At 67.0% G+C, this 2144-nt stretch carries 4 protein-coding genes and 1 pseudogene; 2 read left to right on the forward strand and 3 right to left on the reverse strand.

What is annotated here, in order from left to right:
- The coding region (locus E3T40_RS13985) for a C40 family peptidase (protein WP_146067697.1) at positions 1–434 on the forward strand (434 nt) is incomplete at its 5' end.
- 231 nt (positions 435–665) lie between these two features.
- Here E3T40_RS13985 and E3T40_RS17650 read toward each other — a convergent pair.
- From E3T40_RS17650 to E3T40_RS14000, 3 genes are read right to left on the reverse strand one after another with little or no spacing between them, the layout of a single operon-like run.
- Positions 666–953, reverse strand: a complete 288-nt coding sequence (locus E3T40_RS17650; protein ID WP_370287931.1) for a DUF6671 family protein — start codon at positions 951–953, stop codon at positions 666–668.
- On the reverse strand, positions 950–1345 hold the full coding sequence (locus E3T40_RS13995) for a DUF6671 family protein (RefSeq protein ID WP_134544305.1): 396 nt from the start codon (positions 1343–1345) through the stop codon (positions 950–952). Before E3T40_RS13995 ends, E3T40_RS17650 begins: the two co-directional genes overlap by 4 nt.
- Before the next feature lie 46 nt (positions 1346–1391).
- The gene (locus tag E3T40_RS14000; protein ID WP_104102469.1) at positions 1392–1883 is read right to left on the reverse strand and encodes an inorganic diphosphatase; all 492 of its coding nucleotides are present in this window, start codon (positions 1881–1883) and stop codon (positions 1392–1394) included.
- 45 nt (positions 1884–1928) lie between these two features.
- Between E3T40_RS14000 and E3T40_RS14005 the strand changes: the two are divergent.
- A pseudogene (locus E3T40_RS14005) lies at positions 1929–2144 on the forward strand (tRNA(Ile)-lysidine synthetase); the annotation flags it as partial.

A 2144-nucleotide genomic window follows, 5' to 3' on the forward strand; every position in this document is an offset into this window, starting at 1 on the left:
CAGCCCCGGCGGCGCCGGCCCCGGCAGCCCCGGCCCCCGCGGCCCCGGCCCCGAGCGCCGGAGCGGTCGACACGGCGCTGTCATTCGCCACCCAGCAGCTCGGCGACCGCTACGTGCTCGGCGGCTCCGGGCCGAACGTCTGGGACTGCTCGGGGCTGACCAAGGCCGCCTACGCGGCGGCGGGCATTTACATTGGCTCGCACTCGGCCACCAACCAGTACCGCACCATGGCCAACGAGGGTCGCCTGGTGCCCTTCAGTCAAGCTCAGCGCGGCGACCTCGTATTCTGGGGCGGGGGTGGCGACTACTACCATGTGGCTATCTACGTGGGCGGCGGCAAGATCCTCGAGGCCCCGAACCCGTCCTCGCCCGTGCGCATCCACGGCATCTGGTCTGCCGGCGACGTGGCTCCCTACGTGGGCCGACCCGGCTGACCGGCGAAACGGATCACCGGGTTGTCGGGTGCGTGGGCATCCAGGGCGTGTCTGCGAATTCGTGTCACCACACCACGATGGCGCTCAGGACAGCTCCGCCCCGGTAGGTGAGGGCGGGTTTGTCGTGGCGAGTGGCAAGTCCGCGCCACAGCTTGCGGGTGTGGCAAGCCGGCGTCGCCGCTCGAGGAGCGCGGGGACGAACGAGGGTGCAGCACGTGTGGGGTCGCCACTTCACGAGTTGCAGTAGTCGCACCATTCTGGGGCTGCCAGTGCGTGATTTCGTGGTGTCCGGGTCTGGTGAGTGCACCGGCCGCAGCCGTGGATATCGGCTGCGATGGCCTGGGTTGCCGATCCGCAGAAGGAGCAGGGCAGGCCGTGTTCGACGTTGACGTGGCCAAACCCGGGCGCCCGGCAGGCCGGACACTCGGTTGAGAGACGCTGGTCCATTTTCTCGCACAGTGCTCGGATGGCTGCGGCGCGGGATGGTGCCTTGTGGGCGCGGTAGTCCGGAAGTATCACAACGATCGGTGCTGTTTCAGAAGTGCTTCAGCGGTGTCGCCGAGGATCTCGAATTGGGTGATGTTTTTGTGGGTGACCGTGTGGTTCTTCTGTGTGCCGTGCAGGATCACGCCTTGGTCCAGGAAGCCGATAGCCGACGCGAACGTGATGGCTTCGCTGGCGCTAACGATGTGTCGTCCTCCGGCCACTGGCGAGGTGCTGACGCTGCCTTCGGCAATCTTCAGGCCCAAGGTGGTACATGTCCCGCCGGGTAACTGCTTCCCGGCGGGTACGCGGGCCCGGTATGGCTGGACATCGGCGGGATCATCCCTGGTCTGCGCGTGATCCAGGTCCGGGACGAGCCTCGGCAGCCCGACCTCACTCACGCTCGCCATCACGGCAGTACGAGTCACGGGTCGATTCTGCCGACAATCCTCACCGGACTGCAGGAGACGCGTCCTAGTGGCCCTCTTCCGCCAGTTTCGTGAGGCCGTCGCGCACGATCTGGTCGGCCTCCGCGGCGTCGCCCCAGCCCTCGGTCTTGACCCATTTGCCGGGTTCGAGGTCCTTGTAGTGCTCGAAGAAGTGCTCGATCTCCTTGCGGGTGTACTCCGGGATGTCGGTGACGTCCTGGATATAGTCCCAGCGCGGGTCGCCCGCGGGAACCGCGATGACCTTTGCGTCTGAGCCGCCGTCATCCGTCATATTGAACACGCCGACCGGGCGTACCGACAGGCCGACCCCTGGGAAAAGGGGAAACTCGATCAGGACCAGGACGTCGACCGGGTCGCCGTCGAGTCCCAGGGTGTTCTCGAAGAAGCCGTAGTCGGTCGGGTACACGAAGCTCGTGTAGAGAACACGGTCCAGGTACACCCGCCCGGTCTCGTGATCGACTTCGTACTTGTTGCGGCTCCCGCGAGGGATTTCAATTACTGCGTCGTATGCTGCCATGGCCTGGTCTCTCCCTTGTTCACAGTCTGTCGATAACGTTACTGGATGGAGTCCCCACGCCGCCCGAGGCTCACCCCGGCGATCGCCGATGTGCGCCGCCATGTACGCACCCTGCTCACCGAGGCCGGCCCGGCCCGCGGCGGCGGCCTGGTGCTGGTCGGCCTCAGCGGGGGAGCCGACTCGCTCGCCCTGGCCGCAGCCACCGCTTTCGAGGCGCCGCGCGCGGGCCTGCGCGCCGGGGCGGTCATCGTCGACCACGCC

It is taken from the genome of Cryobacterium sp. TMT1-19 (assembly GCF_004403055.1).
GTDB lineage: Bacteria > Actinomycetota > Actinomycetes > Actinomycetales > Microbacteriaceae > Cryobacterium > Cryobacterium sandaracinum.

Bases quoted from the DNA above. Each gene is read 5' to 3' on its own strand.
- E3T40_RS14000 (WP_104102469.1), bottom strand. From the start codon at position 1,883: ATGGCAGCATACGACGCAGTAATTGAAATCCCTCGCGGGAGCCGCAAC.